Source organism: Lentilactobacillus sp. TOM.63 (genome assembly GCF_030361045.1).
GTDB classification, from domain to species: domain Bacteria; phylum Bacillota; class Bacilli; order Lactobacillales; family Lactobacillaceae; genus Lentilactobacillus; species Lentilactobacillus dabitei.
Map to the genome: position 1 here is coordinate 1 of NZ_JAUCAP010000034.1, position 16513 is coordinate 16513.

Below are 16513 nucleotides of genomic sequence, written 5' to 3' on the forward strand. Positions count from 1 at the left end.
ACCTCATACTTAATTAATAATTCTATGGTACTCAAAAAGACGTCTACGAAGTAGACGTCCAGTTATTTAGTGCTTACGTTTGTCGCAAGTTTTATCAATATAGGTGAGAAAACCAAGTTACATTTATACACAATCTGCAGCCTAATCTTCCAGACACTTAATTTGGATAGCAATATTTTAGCGACCAATCTTTGTATCTGTACCACTCAAGCGCTCAAAGAAGAGCCGGTGCTTTTGTGAAAATGTATCAATTAATAAGTCAACCAAAATTAAAAGGAGGATAAATGAGAGGGCCAAGACAGCTCTTTGAATGGTGACTAATTGTGAAACTGGCGCATATGCTGTCATATCCAGCAGGCGTCCTTGGATGCCAAAGGTGCCACCGATAATCCCATAGGCGATAATATTTCGCAAGATAATTTGTAGCCAGGTGGCATCTTGGCCAAATCGATTGGTGAGTCGCATGCCAACGATCCGCATGCCAAGCGTTTTTTGATGGGTAACTTCAGATCCAAAGATATAAATTGCGCCCACGATGAAGGTGATTAGCCAGTGGGGCTTGAGAAAGATGGTTAAAATGTCACTCAGGATGTAAATAATGATCCAATCTACTGTCAACGCGGTTCCCCGGCGAATGACCGAAATATTTTGACTTCTAGCAACGGCTGATTTTTCCACCTTCTGTTTATTCGGTAGGAAGCGCCCTAACCAGATGGCCAGACTACCACCCAGAAAGCCACCGAGGGTATTCAACATTAAATCATCGACATCGAATAGTCGATAGGGCCGTGGGTAAATTCCGTATAAGCCGGAAAATTGGGTTAATTCATAAAATAGTGATAGACAAAAGCTTAACAGGACGATTTGCTTCCAATTACGATTAAAGTAATACCGGAGATAAAAGCCAAACGGCAGGGTTAACAGCAGGTTGAAGGCCGGTTGGATCACCGTTGGCGCCTTCAGAGCAGCAATCCAAGTGCTTGGATGGGTCAAAGAAAAGGGATTATATTTCAAAAAGTAAGTCACAAATGTAAAAGGAATAAAATTGTGAGTCGGGGTGGTCAAATGAGCCACAAAACTTTTTGATGGCAAGGGTAGAATCGTCAAAAAATAAGCACAAAGCATATAGAATACAAATGTGTAAAGAATAAAAATATTCCATTTTGGTAATGCCCCGTAACGATGATAGTTAAACAGTAGAATTGGCAAGGTAATCATCAAGGCGATGATTGGGAAAAAATGGCAGCGGTGTAAATAACGTTGATATATTGTGACATGAAGTTCTCCTCAGTTGATGTTGAATGATTAATGGTTTGGAACGACCAATGCGCCGATGGCCAACGTGATTGACAAGGCGAGTATTAGAACCAATACGGTTATGTGGAATTTCTTGTGCATCACAAACAGCGCAAGGTACTCACGAATGACAGCGTTGGGCAGGAAATAAAGTGGTGTTGGAGCACCCAACCCGTAAGCCGCAATTTTTAATTGGTGAGCGAGAATGCCCGCCCGTAGAGTGTGGTAGTTGTTGGTGACAAAAACTTTCTTACTGGCGTCAGAGCCGCCATCATTTCTAATGACTTGTTCAGAAAATTGCATATTCTGTTTGGTGTTGACCGATCGATCCTCAACGAGGGTGTCAGCTTCAGGGATACCATGATCGATGGCATATTGCTGCATGGCTTTTCCTTCAGGGAGCTTTTCATCAGCCCCTTGGCCTCCGGAAAAGATCAGCTTGGCGCGTTTATGAGTTGTCTGGAGTTGAGTGTGATAGAAGTCAATTGCTGTGTTGATGCGATTGCCCAGTAGGCGACCAACTTTGTAGCCATCAATTAGACCACTTCCTAGAACAATAATGTAGTCCTTATCTTTTTTGGGAAAATACCAATGATACAGCAACATTGAGGTGATAGTATTCCAGACGGTGAGCAACACATAAAAGATGACATAGGTTAAAAACGACATCACACCTAATTGAATTGGTTCAGGAGCGTGAATTGGGTTGAAGAAGAGTAAAATATCGGCTAAGACAACCCCGATACCCACAATTAAGGTCAATGAGCTGCTGAGGCTGTGACCCTCACGTTTCCAAACGATAATGGCATTCCAAAATAAAAAAATAAAGCTCAGAACTAACCCCACAAAAACAATGGCCCCAATCAAAGCAACCAATAAGCCAAAAATGATTCCCAAGGCTTGGTTATTAAAGACTGAGATGAGCTGGACAAGTAAGACCAGCAGAGCCAAAAGTGAAAAGTTGGCTAACCACCCCAGCATGGATGTGTTTCGATTACGAATTAAATATGTACATAACGTTCCCGTGAGGATCAGGAAAATGATCAGAGTAGGAATTAGTACGACAGCCAAGGCAAACACCCCTTTCCGTTATTATATTTCAGTGATAGTGGTTAAGCAAAGAATTTTAAAGGTCGTCATAAAGCAGTGACCTGGTGTGAGTGTCATCAGATCAATGAGGCGGCTTAACTTAAAAAGTCATCCTAATTGCGTAGGATGACACTTATGTTGACAATTATACAGGAATTTGACCCTTAATGGTAATGGTCATGATCCCTAGCCAAAAATAAGACCTGGGCTGAAATAGACCAGGGTCCGTCGCTGCTTCAGTAATTTATAATTGTTGGCCCATTAAAAACCGTAAATCAATAATTTTGATTGTTTTTTTGAGCAATTCCAACTATTATACAGGTGGACGTGAAAGGAGGTGATTTCATGACCAAGATTTACGTCCGACCAGTTAACAAGGATCAAGACGTCAAGCTGTCGGATGGCCGCGAAGGTTATCTGCATATCGAGCGAGAGAACCATAGTTATCGATATGTCTTTAAATTTTCGGCTCACGCTCATCATAGTTTCTGGTATGAGGGTGTTCAGTTGCCAAACGGCTTGGAGGTCGAGGTTCACACGATTGACGGTCCGGAACGTTACAAGATTCTCGTTGGTTGATAAATTTATATATTATCGCATTGAACAATGCAGTCATATATAAGTTCATCAATGTCGATGACTTCAGCTTGCATGTTCAGATGAAGTCACCAGCTTATCGGTTTTGTCCTTGGTTTACGATTGAGCATCGCAAGCTGTCATTGGTTTGAGGACGATCGTAGGCCAAAAACTTGGTAACCCCCATAGCTGCACGTGGGGGTTACCGCCATTTGTAATTATTCATCCTCTGAAACGGCTAAGGCAAATCCAGATTTGTTTTAGCCGTTTCTTTTGGTTTGGGAAATGTTAGATTGTTAACACGTCTGGCTCAACACTAATCCTGCTTTCAAAGGTAGTCACTACCACTCAATTTCTTCAACCGGTTTCGGCTGATCATTTAGCTTATCTTGTTTAACCTGACCGTCACCAATTTCAATGATATGGTCGGCCATTGGCTTAATCATGCCATTATGGGTCACAATGATGACGTTTTTGTCAGTTTGATGGCTAAAATCCTGTAACAATTTCAAAATACTTTTGCCGGTTTTGTAATCAAGGGCGCCAGTGGGTTCATCACACAGTAATAATTCGGGGTTCTTGGCGATAGCCCGGGCAATGGCAACCCGTTGTTGTTCACCGCCGGAGAGTTGAGCTGGAAAATTATTCATTCGTTTGCCGAGGCCAACTTCCTGCATCACTTCGGCAACATCTAATGCGTCTGGAGAAATCTGTGAGGCCAGTTCAACATTTTCCAGCGCCGTTAAATTCGGGATCAGGTTATAGAATTGAAAGACAAAGCCAATTGAGTGGCGGCGATAGGTTGTTAATTGCTTACTGGTATCCGTTGAAATATCTTTGCCATTGACAATGATCTGGCCTTTAGTTGGCGTGTCCATGCCACCTAAGATATTGAGTAAGGTGGATTTGCCGGCCCCTGATGCCCCAACGATAATCGTCAACTCACCCTTAGCAATTTTGAAGTTAATATCATCGTTTGCCCGCACTTCTTGCTCACCACTGCCGTAAATTTTTGAAACGTGTTTGACGTCAATGTATGCCATTCTAGTTCCTCCTGCCTTATTTCTATACAGTAACTATAGCCTGTTTTTGAAATGAAAGACAACTACTTCTGAAATAAAGTTGGCTGAAAGCTTTTGCCAATTCCGTTATACTGATGAAATAAGTTTTCATCGAGGAGGAGGTCATAATGCCTGTGAAATGTGATAGTTTTCGGATTGTGGTTAGGAATGCTCATTCGGTAAGTGAGATATAATGAAATTGTTAGGGAGCGTGAAAACTATTATTAACAATATACTCTAATATGTTTTTATATGATATAATGTATACGAGGTGAGTATACATGAAACCAAAAGAATTGGCTGAACGTATAGGGGTATCGGTTAAGACCTTGCAAAAATGGGATCGTCAAGGAAAACTCCCCGCTAAACGCACCGTCACGAACCGTCGTTATTATACTGAGGCCGATTATTTAAAAGCAATTGGAAAACCTACAGCCAACCGCCAAAATGTTATTTATGCTCGGGTATCAACCGCAGCGCAGCAGGATGATTTACGCGATCAGGTTAAGTTTCTTAGACAATATGTAAATGCAAAAGGGATCATCGTTGATCAAGTAATCACTGACGTCGGGAGTGGCCTAAATTATAAGCGCAAAAAGTGGAACCAATTGCTTGATGAAGTGATGCAATCCAAAGTCAACCAAATCTATATTGCCTATCCAGATCGCTTTACCCGGTTTGGCTTTGATTGGTTCCAACAGTTTTGTGCAAAATTTGGCACCGAAATTGTGGTGGTCAATAATGAGCAACTATCCCCCGAAGCCGAAGTTGTTCAGGATTTAATTTCAATTATTCATGTATTTTCCAGCCGTGTTTACGGACTGCGAAAATACCAAAAGAAAGTGAGTGACGATGATGACGTTAATCACTTACAAAATTGAAATTAAACCGACCAAGGAACAAACCTATCTAATTGATCGTCACATTGGCGTCAGTCGCTGGGCCTACAATTTTTTCTTAGAAATGAAGCAACAACGCTACCAAGATGGCTATTGGTATATGGGAGCATATGAATTCTCCAAGTGGTTCAACAATGAGTATTTACCCATTAACCCAGATGATTTATGGATCAAAGATTACTATGCAAAATCAACTAAACAAGCGTTTATTGATGCCGATACAGCGATGAAACGTTTCTTTAAACACCAAAGTGAGTATCCTAAGTGGCGATCATATAAACGACATCAAGGGTCCTATTATTTCGTAAAAAACGGTGCCAAACAAGTTATTGCTTGTGAACGTCACCGCATTAAACTCCCAAAACTCGGTTGGGTGCGGTTCAAAGAAGATGGTTATTTACCAACGGACTTTGAGCATTACGTGATTAAATCTGGCCGGATTAAAGAACAATCTGGGCGTTATTATCTAACGTGTTTGGTTGAACAACCAGAACAACTCCATGAACTCTTGTTAGGTGATCCAATTGGGATTGATCTCTGGGTTAAAGAATTTGCCGTTATCGATGATGGCACTATTTATCGCAACCGGAACAAGGATCGTCAAGTTAAACGAATTCGAAAACGATTAAGACGCACACAACGAAAATTATCCCGTCAGTATATTGCATATAAAGCTCGCAAAATGAAAGAAGGAAGATCTGCTACTGATCTTAACCTAGCCAAAACAGAGCGGAAAGTGCAACGTCTGTATCAACGACTACACAACATTCAAGCCGATTATCAAAATCAAATTGTCGCTAACTTGGTGAGAACCAAACCGAATTGGGTGTCAATTGAGGATTTGAATGTTAAAGGCATGATCAAAAATCGCCATTTAGCCAAAGCAGTTAACCAACAAGGGTTCTATAATTTCAGAACTAAGCTGATTAACAAGTGCCAACAATTGGGAATCGCGGTCCATCTCGTGAATCGCTTTGAGCCCACATCAAAGATATGTCACCAATGTGGATACAAAAAAGTTAATTTATCATTGAGTGAACGCATTTATAGATGCCCTAATTGTGGCAACGTGACCGATCGCGATATTAATGCTGCGTTGAATATTAGAGATACTGACAACTTTGTTTTAGCCTACTAACCAGGCGACGAAGAATGTACCGGTGGCTAGCCGGGAATTTACGCTTGTGGACTATCATATCAACCATAGTAGAGAGCTTGTGTCGAGGTGGGATAGGATGAAGCAAGAAAAATCTGGATATACATTCAGGTATATTTTCAGTAGCAGGTGGGTTCGATTAAGTTAAGGACAAGGCAGATGGTGAAAAATGGTCTCCAGATCATGATTGGCGCATTGATTTATGCGATTGCTATCAACGATTTTTTAATTCCTCATCAAATTGGTGAGGGTGGCGTGACCGGTTTGACAACAATTGGATATTACGCATTACATATTTCCCCAGCTTATACAAACTTTGTTTTGAACGGTATTTTGATGCTGGTCGGGTTTCGGTATCTGGAAAAACACACGGTGTGGTATTCACTTTGGGCAGTGCTATGGATTTCGATTTTCTTAAAATTACCACCGTTGTTGAACTATCATACAAATCAAACCCTGATCCCGGCGATTGCTGGCGGTGTCTTGATGGGAATCGCGATGGGGATCATTTTTCGCGGTGAAGGAACCATTGCCGGCAGTACCATTCTCGCCAAAATTGTTAATCGCTACTTTGGCATGCAAAACGGCTCGGCGATGCTGATGTTTGATTTGTTGGTCGCGATTCCTTCCGGATTAATTATCGGTTTTCAAAATATGCTTTTGACCATTATTGAGTTGTCCGTTTCAGCCATTGTGCTGAACAAGCTCCTGGCGAGATTTGGTGCCCGTAAGGCGGTGACAATTATTTCGGCCCAGACTGATGAAGTGACCGCAGAGTTGTCAGCCGTTCTTCACCAGGGAATGACGTTGATTAAGGCCAAAGGGTATTACCATCAAGAAAAGCGACCGATGATTTACGTGATTTGCACGGATAAACAAGTGGCTCAAATTGTGCCATTGGTGTCAAGCGTGGATCCTGAAGCTTTCGTAGTAGTGGATAATGTTCATAGCGTCAAAGGTGAGGCTCTGGGGAAACTTTTATGATTCAATAAATAAGCTAAGATGACGTCTAGTTTGAGTTGGTTGTGCATCAACCTCTAACTGGAAGTGATCTTAGCTTGTTTTAGTATTTGGATTATGATGGGGAGATGTCATTTGTTATCTTGAAAAATATTTTCAAGATAACTCACTAATTGATCATAATGTGCTAGAATGATAAATTGTGAGCAAACGTCAAGAGACATAATGCTTTCATTCAGTGGTGAGGGCGTTAGAAAGATTCTTAAAAAGTCACGTGAATTCGCTTACATAATCGTGTATACTATCGGTATAGTTTCTGCATTTTCCTGTGGATACTATTAATATACCAATTAAGGGGGTGACTTCCAAAAAAGCGGTTCATTGGTATATAATCTTTATTTCTTAGGAGGCATAAATAGTGGGAACGTTAATTTTACCTTGGTGGGCAGCTTTACTAGGCTTAGCCCTTGCAATTATTTTGATTTTATGGAAGCTCAATCCGGTTTATTCATTGATGTTAGGGGCCATTATCGGCTGTCTGATTGGTGGCGATAATCTTGTTCAGACAATTAATGTCCTCATTCAAGGCTCTCAAAGTGTCATTGGGACGATCCTGCGAGTTATTGCTGCAGGGATGCTGGCTGGCGTCATGATGGAATCCGGTGCCGCGGATACGATTGCTCGGGCGATCGTTAATAAGCTTGGCGATCGACTGGCACTATTCAGTCTTGCCTTTGCGACAATGGTGATTACTGGGGTGGGTGTCTTCATCCCAGTTGCAGTTTTAATCGTTGCCCCAATTGCGCTTGAAGTTGGTGAACGGATGCACATTTCAAAGCTGGCCTTGTTAGTCGCTCTATCTGGTGGTGGAAAGGCTGGAAATGTGATTTCACCTAATCCCAATACGATTGCTGCGGCAAAGGGCTTTGGCTTGGAATTAAGCCAAGTGATGATTGCCGACTTTATTCCAGCAGTCGTTGGTTTGATTGTGGCGGTCTTGGTTGCCTCACTATTACGAAACAAGGGATCTAAAGTCTTGGACACCGATTTGGCAAATCTGACTCAAGAGACCAATGTCAAAGATCTGCCATCCTTGGGATCTTCGTTGGTTACACCAGTTCTGGCAATTATTTTACTTTTGCTCAATCCAATTGGCTCCATTTTTCACGTTGGCTTTTTAACAAAATTAAACTTGGATGCGATGTACGTCCTACCGATCGCCGCAATTATCGGCGCCTTGGCAATGAAAAAGGGGACGCATCTCAAGTCATACGCCCAATCAGGAATTACTCGAATGACTGACGTGGTAATGATTCTGTTGGGTGCCGGAATGATTGGTGCCTTGATTACGTCATCTAGTTTACCAACCGAGATTATCAGCCTGATTAAGGTGAGTCACGTTTCGGGTGTCTTTCTTGCCCCAATTTCAGGAATCCTAATGGCCGCAGCAGCCGCCTCGACTTCAACTGGGGTTATCCTGGCAACTGGCTCATTTAGTAAAGCAATTCTCGGCTTCGGAGTGAGTCCACTGGCCGCCGCAGCAATGGTTCACACCGGAGCGACGGTGATTGATCATTTACCACATGGAAATTATTTCCACGTTACGGCTAACGCGATGCACATGGAAATCAAAGAACGTTCTCGTTCGATCGTATACGAATCAATGGTTGGACTTTCAATGACGATTGTCGCAACGGTGATGTATGGCTTCTTCTAAAACTGCTGACATACAAGCAGTTTTGACGAGGTCATTCTGATTCAGGAAGAACCAGCTTTAGATGAATGAGTTTAAGAACTTGCAGGAGGAAAAGTATGAAATTTGTGATCGCACCTGATTCATTTAAGGGCGGCTTAACTGCTAAACAAGCTGCTGAAGCAATGAAAACCGGCCTTGCCCGCGTGTATCCCAATGCAGATTACACGCTGGTGCCAATGGCTGATGGTGGTGAGGGAACCGTTCAATCCTTAGTTGATGCTACTCACGGCAAGCTGTTTACGGAAAAAGTGACTGGGCCATTGAAAAATCAAGTTGATGCCAAATTTGGCATTCTTGGTGACGGCAAGACCGGGGTCATCGAAATGTCCCAAGCCAGTGGGATTCAATTTGTTGATGAGAAGACTCACAATCCGTTAATTGCAACGACTTTTGGAACTGGAGAATTAATTTTAAAGGCGCTCGACCATGGAATCACTAAGTTGATTTTAGGGATTGGCGGCAGTGCAACCAATGATGGCGGCGCTGGCATGGCCCAAGCGATTGGGGTTCGTCTGCTTGATCAACAAGATAATGAGATTGAAGTCGGCGGTGGCAGCCTTGATCAGCTGGCAAGAATTGACACGACAAAAGTTGACCCACGGATTAAAAATTTAGAAATTTTGATTGCTTCTGATGTGACCAACCCATTAGTTGGTGATAATGGGGCTTCTGCCGTGTTTGGACCGCAAAAGGGTGCCACCCCAGAGATGGTGAAAATACTTGATCACAATCTGCGACATTATGCAGCTATTATTCAGCGAGACCTTGATAAGGATTTGGCCAATTATCCTGGTGCTGGTGCTGCTGGTGGTTTAGGGGCAGGTCTGTTGGCATTTACGAATTCCACGATGGAAAAAGGCGTGGACATTGTGGTTGAATATAGTGGCCTTAAAGAAAAAGCTCAAGGGGCGGATTTTGTCTTCACCGGTGAAGGCGGGATTGATTTCCAAACCAAATTCGGTAAAACCCCATATGGCGTCGCCTTAGCAACTAAACAGGTGGCGCCTCAAGCACCCGTTGTAGTGATTGCCGGCAGTGTCGGGGATGGCATCAATGAACTGTATGCTGATAAATCAATCGACGCAATTTTTACCAGCGTGGCGGGGGTTAAAACCTTGCAGGATGCCTTGGATACTGCAACCCACGATGTTGCTCAGGTGACGGAAAATATTGCAAGGTTGATTAAGAAGACGTTGGCGAAGTAGTCAATCGTTCACTAATTGAATGGATGTTACACGTGAAACAACAATAAAACTAAACCATCGTACAAAAGTAAAAATCTGACAATAAAAAGACGGCCTCCTGATAAAAGGCCGCCTTTTTGTGTGGACAGTTGTGCTAATCACGCTAATATGTTCAACTATCTACCGCATTGAAAATGATTATCAATAGTTTCAATCAAATCATGTCAGATCGTGGGTCAGACCTGCAATTAATCTGGTCGTAATCGACCAGCTAAGTGGTATTTCGGTGGTTGGAGATCCCGATCAGGCCGCCGTTTGAGTGAAAGTCGATTATTTCAACTCAATGTACGATGATTGATTTAATTGAACTCCCGCGTTAAATATTGCTAACCATCAGCGCGGATAGTTGATTCGAACAAGTTCCCTCAGAACTTTGAGACTATAGGACCCCCGCTTTAAAGCTGAATATGATAAGTGTATGCAGTACAGCAAGATTCAAAGTGCGATTAGCTGGATACCTAAATCTCCACCCTCTCATTATAAACTATTGTGAAATAGTAAACAATGTCCATTTTTGGCATAACTTGAGAGTATTCAAACATCAGATTAATTGTGGCCGGATTATTCTATAGGATTCCAAGTCTTAAAGTTGGATTCTCACCTACTACGTTAAGAGCAAAACAAAATAGTTGGAAATGCATAAAGAAACGTCACCTCCGTTATCTATTTATAACAGAAGTGACGTTTGCTTTATTTATTAGGTAAATGTGATTCATTACCGGCTCCAACGCCAAGCCATCACGATATCCAGGATCGACATGACCACTAAGGTTGCCCCGAAGAATTGGAGAACCACCAACACAGTGCCGAATGGGTTAAACATCAGCATGATGCCCACTAAGACCAACAAAATCCCATACAGGCTATTCGGAAAAGGCGAAACATTCACGTATTCACGATGCTGTTGAATGCCGTCAACTGTTTTGGAGATGCCCATGATAACCAGCGTCAGGCCAACAATTAATGGCAAAAAGGCAAGCAATGGTTTCGCAAATATCCAAATGATCAAGGCGATAATTAGTTGCGAGACGCCCACTGTCAGGCTGTAGCTGGTGATATCATCGTGGGATCGCTGCCACCAGCCAGAGATCAAGTTGATAATGCCAAACACCGCGAAAAAGACTGCTAATATGATAATAAAAATGTTCAAAGTTTCATGTGGTTCAAACAGGAACAGTAGGCCAAAAATGATATAAGCCAAACTTTTGAGCCAAACATAATTTCTAATTTGATTGATAAATGAGTACATACGATCTCCCCCAACTTATTACTGTCTTCATGATACGAGAAATGTGATCAAAACAACAGTAATTAGTAACAGGTTATCAGATTTTTTGGTGGGTCTTAAAATCGAATATTGGAATCACAAGCAGGGACAGAAATGGTAACCAAATTAAGTTGGCATAAACACTTAGGAAAGCGTGGTTTAAATGAGCCTTCAATTGCTGTTTAATCCGAGCAATGAGCGTTTTTAACTGGTGATCCAAGTCATTTTCTTTTCTAGTAATCGTTTGGTTAACTGTGGCCGAGACATTCTTTAAAACTTGTGATTTCAGTTTGGCCGGAATTGCTTTTACCGGTAACTTTTCCTTTGTAGCGATTAGCGCTAATTCATGACCGTTACTTTGACTAATAAGGGCCGACCGCTTAGCCTGTGATATTTTGGCACCTTTGAATTTCAAGCTCCCCTTTACTTTTGTGACGTTAGTACTGTTGGGATTGAGCTTTGAATGAATTTTACGTTGCAATTTTGATTTCAGGGCTGCTGTAGAATTGAGCATGCTAATTTGTGACTCACCATAGTTTAGCGTTCGTTGCTTAGCTGTATCAATGTTAGTTGATAAGACAGTCATAAAGACTGCAATCGCCAGGACCATTCCCACTTGACGTAAGACGTTAGCGACACTTTGCGAGGCCGTTAAAATTGAGCCATGGAAGTCGGCGACTGCGAGAATGTTGGCAGTGGCAGCAACTAGGCCATAACCAACCCCGAGCAAAATTGCGGCGATGATCAGCTGATTGTAATTTTGACTTAAATCCATATTGGCGAGTAAATAATAACTAATCCCAATTAGTGTAAACCCTAAGCCAATCAGCAATTTATTATTGATTTTCTTGACTAATAATGACGTGATGATAACCGAGAACATCACGGCCACTGAATAAGGGGTAATGAGTAATGCAGCCCCGAGTTCACTTTGCCCATGTACCCTGGTTAGAAAAGTTGGGATGAGGACTGCCATACCGCCTAAGAAGAAATTACAGAGTACTAGTGAGATGCTGGCACCATTGAAATTTCGGCTGTGAAATAAATTCATGTTAATCATTGGCAGCTTTAGTTTGCGTTCCAATAAGATAAAGAGTGGAAGTGAGACAAATGCAGTTGCAAATAAGCCTAAAATGATTGGCGAGTCCCAGCCCCATGTGTTTCCTTTGATCAAACCAAGTGAAAGCGAAAATAACATGACAACACTTAACAAGGCACCAGTCCAATCAATTGGTGCTGATTGGGTTTGCTCGTGGCGCAGTGATAGGACCATTGGAAAAACAATCAAATCGATGACGATCAATGGCACATTGATGAAGAAAACCCAACGCCAGCCCCAATATTGAGCTACAAAGCCGCCGATACTTGGTCCTAAGGCGACCGCCAGTCCTTGAACACCCGCCAAAGCCGCCACAATCTTATTGCGATTTTGTTGGTTACTGAGTTCGAGGCCGATGACCATACTGGTCGGGATGATCATGGCGGCACCGATACTTTGGATTCCTCGGGCAACTAACATGAAAGAAAGATTGGTGGAAATACCAGACAATAAGGAGCCGCCAGCGAAGATAATCAAGCCGGTAAAGACAAACTTATTGCGACCAAACTTTTCCGCAAGTCGACCAAATGGGATGATAAATGAAGCAAAAACGATTGTATAAACGTTTAACGTCCAAGATAAATTTGTCAGACTTTCATTAAAAGCGGTTTGAATTTCGGGCAGCACGATTGTCATAATGGAAACATCCATCATACACAAGAGGTTACCGATTAATAATACTGGTAATACATATTTAATTTTATTCATTGTTATAATTGCCTCCTGAATTGAATAGGCAATTATATTTGCGCAAATATAATTTGTCACACAAGTAGCTTATGTTCACACGTGTGACATTCAACCTGGTTTTTAGTATACTGGCATTGATACGAAAACACTAGGTATTTGACAAAGTGCTACAAAACTCAAAATCTGTGACAGGAGAAGACGAATGAACGGTAAGCAAAGAATTGCGAAACAATCAAAAGAATGGCTCACAACTGCTTTTTTTGAATTATTGAAAAGGCAACCATATGGGGAAATTACCGTTAAAGATATCTCAGAGCAGGCCCAATTATCCCGGCGAACTTTTTATCGTTCGTTTAAGGACAAAGAGGACCTACTGGACGATTATGGCAATCGAATGATTCACGCCTACTTGGCAAGGTTAACCAATTTATCAAGGGCTAATATGGATTTTGAGCAGGTATTAACAACTTTCTTTTCGTTTTGGTATGAACAGCGAAATGAAATTCGACTGTTAATTAAGCAGAACTTATTTATGGTTCTGCTGGCCAAATTAAGTCCGCAAGCAACGAAACTTTACGACGTTTTTCAAGCTCCCTGGCATATTGAAGGAACTAAACGGGAAATTTCCTACGTCATGAGCTTTTCATTTGGTGGGTTCTGGAACATCTTGAATATGTGGTTAATTGAAGAGAATCCAGATTCCCCCAAAGAGGTTGCCCATACCTTATTAATCGCATTGAAAAAAATGAACTACGAGGAGTAGTAGATAATGAAATATCCGAATACACACCTAGCTCGCTTCATCGATCGGCCAAATCGATTTATTTCCCATTGTCGTTTGGCAACCACCGGTGAAGTTGTGGTCGCCCATGTTAAAAATACTGGCCGGACAACCATTCTGCAGCCAGGAGTGACAGTTGCGTTAGTTGAGAATCATAACCCTGCTCGAAAAACTCAGTATGATTTGGTGGCCGCCAAGAAATATGACCTGGAATGGATTAATATTGATTCTCAAGCACCCAATAAGTTGGTTAAAATAGGCCTTGAAAGCAATGATATTCAATTGCCTGATATTAAGCGAATCACCAGCGTTACGCCAGAAGTCACTTATTTGGATTCACGATTGGATTTTTCTGGGATGGCGGCTGGCAATTGTCCGTTCTTTCTTGAAGTTAAAGGCGTTACCTTAGCCAATCAAGGGATTGCCGCCTTCCCAGATGCCCCAACCACTCGGGGGTTGAAGCACGTGCAAACTTTGGAGCGGGCAATTAACGATGGTTATCTGGCCTATTTATTGTTTGTCATCCAAATGGAAAAGATCAAAGTTGTCACGATTGAGCGGGCTATTTTTGAACCACTAGCATTGGAAATTGGTCGGGCTCAGAAAAAGGGCGTTCACGTGGTGGCCTATGACTGCAATGTCCAACCAGGTGAATTAACGTTAAATCAGCCGGTTCCCTTTGATCTTAATCAGCAATTTGTCAGTGATGGGCTGCCATCGTCGATTGGTCTAAGAGGGAATCTAGCCGATAGTTGATGGTAGTTCCTTTAAAGGAAACAATTTGAAAATCATTTAATCGAGCGTTGCTAGCCAGTCATTATATTTATTCACATCAAATTCAGAAAACTCATTGACGGCAGGAAACGTTGGCGAGCCTTCACCAGCTTCTTTCTGTGCAAAAAAATCAGGGCAATCATTTTGGCTGAACGGTATAAATAGGCGTTACAACATCTGTCATGAGTGATCGATGTTGTAACGCCGTTTTGCTAGTTATTAATTTCAAAAACTCTTTCTGCTAGTTTGTAGAACGTATAATTCAGCCAATACTTGAAACGAGGCTCTTAATCTAATTCGAAAACCAGCCTAATCCGTTATATAATGAAAGCGGTAACTAATCCGAAAAATCAAATCAATTATGTAGAAATGGAAGGAATTCATAATGGCTCACGCATCAGAACAAAAGTTAATCAACTTATTTCAAGGTAGAACAGAAAATGATGTCATTCCGCTCATCAAGGAAGCCGCAGTTGCACCAGCTGACGGCAATCGGTTGGCAATCGACGTCGTCCCAGTTTTGAAACGGTTAGGATTTCATGTCTTTAAAGAGCTGGGTGGCGCGACCATTTACTCAAAGCCCGAATGGGATTTAACCTGTATTGTCACCCATGCCGGCTACACACTAACATATCCGGAAAAAATGAATGAGATGGTTAAGACGTTTGAAGTTCCTGGCTTCAAAATGTTGGCGAAACAAATTCAAATTGATCATCTCTGCCACTATTGTTGGGTGGGCGAACCGGAGGACGTGCGAATTGTCGACCGGTTCTTTAACCATAATTCGGTGACGGCACGCTATCGAGTCGTTAATAGGGAATTGTTTAAATAAACGAGGGTGGGACATTAGTCATTTTCAGTTTGTAATGACAACTTTGATCACCACTTTTATATTGTAGAAAGCTGCGACAAACGGCAGATCCCAGAATTTAACGAAAAAATGCGATCATTCCAAAACCGGGAATGATCGCATTTTTTTCGTTAAATTCTGGGATCTAAACGCCTATCTCCCAGTCTCATTGTATTTTCGCTTATACTTTCCGGGAGCCATTCCCACATGATTACTAAATGATCTAATGAAATTGCTGTAATTGCCAAAACCACACTTTTCGCAAACTTCAGTAACACTGAGATTAGCCCTCAATAATTGTTTGGCTTGTTCAATCCGTTTTTCGGTTACGTACTGATGAATTGAAATTCCCAGATATTTCTTGAAATGTTTGTTTAAATAATTAGAACTCAAGTAAAAGTTTTTACTAAAGGCGGTCAAACTCAAATCTTGATCTAAATTTTCGTCAATATAGTGAGTCATTTCTTCTAAAAACTTTGGAATGATATTTTTAGGCTGTATCTGGACCTTGTGTGCCTTGTTTGCCATCAAAAGGATTTGTGAGAGGAGTATTTTTTGATTGACATCATCCCCAAAGGCGTCTTGGTCCAAAGTAGGAATGAGCTGGTCGCATAATGAAATGTACTGACTAAGGTCGTTTTGATTAAGGCCCAAAATATTTACTTCTTTTCGTCCCGATGTTTTGAAGCAATTAAATAAATCGGTTTGACTAGTGGACAATCGTTTAATTAAATTTAAGTCAACGTTCAAAAAAATCCGTTCATAGGGACTAAAATCATTTGAGACTACCCGATGCCAAACGCCATTGGGAATTGCGATTAGGTAACCGGGTTTAATCGGGAACGCCTGATTCTTGGTATAAAAAACAGCGTTACCAGAAATGAAGACAATCAACTCGATATGATGACTATGCTGATGAAAAGGGGTGTCGTGGAATCGATTACGGTTATGGGCACAGACAATATCTGTTGGGAGCGTGCCATCAGCTGGGAGATCGATAATCATTTAATCAGAT

At 41.7% G+C, this 16513-nt stretch carries 15 protein-coding genes; 9 read left to right on the forward strand and 6 right to left on the reverse strand.

The features are described 5' to 3' along the window. Positions 1 to 177 precede the first annotated feature (177 nt). Both QUF07_RS07925 and QUF07_RS07930 read right to left on the reverse strand, forming a co-directional pair. Complete coding sequence (locus QUF07_RS07925) at positions 178 to 1209, reverse strand: VanZ family protein (protein WP_289427146.1); 1032 nt, start codon at positions 1207 to 1209, stop codon at positions 178 to 180. A gap of 96 nt (positions 1210 to 1305) precedes the next feature. Then, the gene (locus QUF07_RS07930; RefSeq protein ID WP_249778528.1) at positions 1306 to 2367 is read right to left on the reverse strand and encodes a YdcF family protein; all 1062 of its coding nucleotides are present in this window, start codon (positions 2365 to 2367) and stop codon (positions 1306 to 1308) included. 363 nt (positions 2368 to 2730) lie between these two features. Between QUF07_RS07930 and QUF07_RS07935 the strand changes: the two genes are divergently transcribed. Next, positions 2731 to 2964 (forward strand): hypothetical protein, encoded by a 234-nt coding sequence (locus QUF07_RS07935; RefSeq protein ID WP_217165378.1) that lies wholly within the window; start codon positions 2731 to 2733, stop codon positions 2962 to 2964. A 338-nt stretch (positions 2965 to 3302) separates the two neighbouring features. Here QUF07_RS07935 and QUF07_RS07940 read toward each other — a convergent pair whose 3' ends face one another. Beyond that, positions 3303 to 4004 (reverse strand): ABC transporter ATP-binding protein, encoded by a 702-nt coding sequence (locus tag QUF07_RS07940; RefSeq protein WP_217165380.1) that lies wholly within the window; start codon positions 4002 to 4004, stop codon positions 3303 to 3305. A 299-nt stretch (positions 4005 to 4303) separates the two neighbouring features. Between QUF07_RS07940 and QUF07_RS07945 the strand changes: the two genes are divergently transcribed. The 5 genes from QUF07_RS07945 (at position 4304) to QUF07_RS07965 (ending at position 9998) form a co-directional block, all read left to right on the forward strand. Next, positions 4304 to 4903, forward strand: coding sequence for an IS607 family transposase (locus QUF07_RS07945; RefSeq protein ID WP_217165468.1), 600 nt, complete (start codon positions 4304 to 4306; stop codon positions 4901 to 4903). Beyond that, positions 4875 to 6059: an RNA-guided endonuclease InsQ/TnpB family protein gene (locus QUF07_RS07950; RefSeq protein ID WP_289427148.1), complete on the forward strand. Its 1185-nt coding sequence runs from the start codon at positions 4875 to 4877 to the stop codon at positions 6057 to 6059. The genes QUF07_RS07945 and QUF07_RS07950 overlap by 29 nt, the downstream gene beginning before the upstream one ends. Positions 6060 to 6236: 177 nt before the next feature. Beyond that, entirely contained in the window at positions 6237 to 7061 is an 825-nt protein-coding gene (locus tag QUF07_RS07955; protein ID WP_217165184.1) for a YitT family protein, read from the forward strand. Positions 7062 to 7455: 394 nt separating this feature from the next. Next, positions 7456 to 8754, forward strand: coding sequence for a GntP family permease (locus QUF07_RS07960; protein WP_289427149.1), 1299 nt, complete (start codon positions 7456 to 7458; stop codon positions 8752 to 8754). 95 nt (positions 8755 to 8849) lie between these two features. After that, complete coding sequence (locus tag QUF07_RS07965; RefSeq protein WP_217165182.1) at positions 8850 to 9998, forward strand: glycerate kinase family protein; 1149 nt, start codon at positions 8850 to 8852, stop codon at positions 9996 to 9998. Between the two features lie 754 nt (positions 9999 to 10752). Here the strand turns inward: QUF07_RS07965 and QUF07_RS07970 are convergent. Both QUF07_RS07970 and QUF07_RS07975 read right to left on the reverse strand, forming a co-directional pair. Further along, on the reverse strand, positions 10753 to 11286 hold the full coding sequence (locus QUF07_RS07970) for an HdeD family acid-resistance protein (protein WP_289427150.1): 534 nt from the start codon (positions 11284 to 11286) through the stop codon (positions 10753 to 10755). 76 nt (positions 11287 to 11362) lie between these two features. Next, on the reverse strand, positions 11363 to 13111 hold the full coding sequence (locus tag QUF07_RS07975; RefSeq protein WP_217342211.1) for an MFS transporter: 1749 nt from the start codon (positions 13109 to 13111) through the stop codon (positions 11363 to 11365). Positions 13112 to 13295: 184 nt separating this feature from the next. Between QUF07_RS07975 and QUF07_RS07980 the strand changes: the two genes are divergently transcribed. The 3 genes from QUF07_RS07980 (at position 13296) to QUF07_RS07990 (ending at position 15480) form a co-directional block, all read left to right on the forward strand. Further along, positions 13296 to 13856, forward strand: coding sequence for a TetR/AcrR family transcriptional regulator (locus QUF07_RS07980; protein ID WP_217342212.1), 561 nt, complete (start codon positions 13296 to 13298; stop codon positions 13854 to 13856). A 6-nt stretch (positions 13857 to 13862) separates the two neighbouring features. Further along, positions 13863 to 14630: a DNA/RNA nuclease SfsA gene (gene sfsA, locus QUF07_RS07985; protein ID WP_217165174.1), complete on the forward strand. Its 768-nt coding sequence runs from the start codon at positions 13863 to 13865 to the stop codon at positions 14628 to 14630. A gap of 403 nt (positions 14631 to 15033) precedes the next feature. Then, positions 15034 to 15480, forward strand: a complete 447-nt coding sequence (locus QUF07_RS07990) for a hypothetical protein (RefSeq protein ID WP_217342213.1) — start codon at positions 15034 to 15036, stop codon at positions 15478 to 15480. Between the two features lie 171 nt (positions 15481 to 15651). On the opposite strand, the gene QUF07_RS07995 is transcribed toward QUF07_RS07990, so the two are convergent. Further along, positions 15652 to 16503 (reverse strand): AraC family transcriptional regulator, encoded by an 852-nt coding sequence (locus QUF07_RS07995; RefSeq protein ID WP_289427151.1) that lies wholly within the window; start codon positions 16501 to 16503, stop codon positions 15652 to 15654. Positions 16504 to 16513: the final 10 nt, after the last annotated feature.

What these genes read in the sequence shown, in the direction of transcription:
- QUF07_RS07935 (WP_217165378.1), top strand. Translation starts at nt 2,731, where the DNA reads ATGACCAAGATTTACGTCCGACCAGTTAACAAGGATCAAGACGTCAAG.
- QUF07_RS07940 (WP_217165380.1), bottom strand. Translation starts at nt 4,004, where the DNA reads ATGGCATACATTGACGTCAAACACGTTTCAAAAATTTACGGCAGTGGT.
- QUF07_RS07945 (WP_217165468.1), top strand. Translation starts at nt 4,304, where the DNA reads ATGAAACCAAAAGAATTGGCTGAACGTATAGGGGTATCGGTTAAGACC.
- QUF07_RS07950 (WP_289427148.1), top strand. Translation starts at nt 4,875, where the DNA reads ATGATGACGTTAATCACTTACAAAATTGAAATTAAACCGACCAAGGAA.
- QUF07_RS07955 (WP_217165184.1), top strand. Translation starts at nt 6,237, where the DNA reads ATGGTGAAAAATGGTCTCCAGATCATGATTGGCGCATTGATTTATGCG.
- QUF07_RS07965 (WP_217165182.1), top strand. Translation starts at nt 8,850, where the DNA reads ATGAAATTTGTGATCGCACCTGATTCATTTAAGGGCGGCTTAACTGCT.
- QUF07_RS07970 (WP_289427150.1), bottom strand. Translation starts at nt 11,286, where the DNA reads ATGTACTCATTTATCAATCAAATTAGAAATTATGTTTGGCTCAAAAGT.
- QUF07_RS07975 (WP_217342211.1), bottom strand. Translation starts at nt 13,111, where the DNA reads ATGAATAAAATTAAATATGTATTACCAGTATTATTAATCGGTAACCTC.
- QUF07_RS07980 (WP_217342212.1), top strand. Translation starts at nt 13,296, where the DNA reads ATGAACGGTAAGCAAAGAATTGCGAAACAATCAAAAGAATGGCTCACA.
- sfsA (WP_217165174.1), top strand. Translation starts at nt 13,863, where the DNA reads ATGAAATATCCGAATACACACCTAGCTCGCTTCATCGATCGGCCAAAT.
- QUF07_RS07990 (WP_217342213.1), top strand. Translation starts at nt 15,034, where the DNA reads ATGGCTCACGCATCAGAACAAAAGTTAATCAACTTATTTCAAGGTAGA.
- QUF07_RS07995 (WP_289427151.1), bottom strand. Translation starts at nt 16,503, where the DNA reads ATGATTATCGATCTCCCAGCTGATGGCACGCTCCCAACAGATATTGTC.